Genomic DNA, 1,450 nt, shown 5'->3' with positions numbered 1-1,450 from the left:
TGTTGATTGTCACTGAGAACTGACCCGGTAGCCCCATAAATTGTCACTGAGAATTGACCCATGTGAACACACTTCCCCGACGGTTTTGGTTGGGGGGATTTGGAGTGATCGACATGGGATTTTTGAGTGTCATTCGACGCTGGGCATTGCGTGACAAAATGCCAATCAGGGAGATTGCCCGGCGGACGGGTTTGTCTCGGAACACGGTAAAGAAGTATCTGCGTGAAGGTGCGGTGGAACCGCAGTTCAAGACGCCTAAGCGTCCAAGCAAGCTGGATCCCTATGCGGATCGGCTGTCAGCCTGGCTTTTAATTCAGACGCGGAAGTCACGCAAAGAGCGGCGGACAGTGAAGCACATGCATGCTGATCTGGTGAAGCTGGGATATGATGGCTCCTATGAACGCGTAGCAGCTTTCGCCCGGGCATGGCGTGAAGATCGGCATCGAGCGGAACAGACGACGGGGCGCGGCACCTACGTGCCTTTGGTGTTCGCGCCCGGCGAAGCCTTCCAATTCGACTGGAGCGAGGACTGGGCCAACATCGGCGGTGAGCGCGTCAAACTTCAGGTCGCTCATATCAAACTGTCACACAGCCGCGCTTTCTTGGTTCGGGCCTACCCGCTGCAAACGCACGAGATGCTGTTTGACGCCCACTGGCATGCATTCCGCGTGTTCGGCGGTGTGCCTGGCCGCGGGATCTATGACAATATGAAGACCGCCGTTGATCGTGTGGGCAGAGGCAAGCAGCGGGATGTCAATGCACGCTTCAAAGCGATGGCCAGCCACTACGTGTTTGAGCCCGAGTTCTGCAATCCGGCAGCCGGTTGGGAGAAAGGCCAGGTTGAGAAGAATGTGCAGGATGCCCGTAACCGCATGTGGCAGGTCATGCCGGTCTTTGCCGATCTGGCAGAGCTGAACCAATGGCTTGAAGACCGCTGTATCGCCCTTTGGACAGAGACACCGCACAAGGCTTTGCCGGGGTCCATCGCTGACGTGTGGGAGGCCGAGAAGCCCACGCTGATGGCACTGCCACCGGCATTCGATGGCTTTATCGAACATAGTAAGCGTGTGTCACCCACATGCCTGATCACGTTCGAACGCAATCGCTACAGCGTTCCCGCCAGCTTTGCGAACCGCCGTGTCAGTTTGCATGTTTATCCCGAACGGCTGGTCGTGGTCGCTGAAGGGCAAACGGTTTGCAAGCATGCGCGGATCATCGAGCGGTCTCATCGAAAGCCCGGCAAGGTCATCTATGACTGGCGCCACTATCTCGCTGTTATCCAACGCAAACCGGGCGCACTTCGGAATGGTGCGCCGTTCACGGAGATGCCGGATGCCTTCCGTCAATTGCAGGATCACATGCTGCGTAAAGAAGGCGGTGACCGAGAGATGGTCGACATTCTGTCTCTGGTCCTTCAGCACAACGAAGAGGACGTTTTGTGCGCAGTGGA

The 1,450-nt window shown here is 57.0% G+C and carries 1 protein-coding gene; it reads left to right on the top strand.

The window, feature by feature from the left end; all coding sequences use genetic code 11:
• Nucleotides 1-113: 113 nt before the first annotated feature.
• Nucleotides 114-1,450 (top strand): IS21 family transposase (gene istA, locus ACGYLQ_RS20785; RefSeq protein WP_394444678.1); only part of this gene is annotated, 1,337 nt, incomplete at its 3' end.

The sequence above is a fragment of the Sulfitobacter sp. 1A12779 genome, from assembly GCF_043557315.1.
GTDB lineage: Bacteria > Pseudomonadota > Alphaproteobacteria > Rhodobacterales > Rhodobacteraceae > Sulfitobacter > Sulfitobacter faviae.
This window is presented reverse-complemented; position numbering and strand designations above follow the sequence as displayed.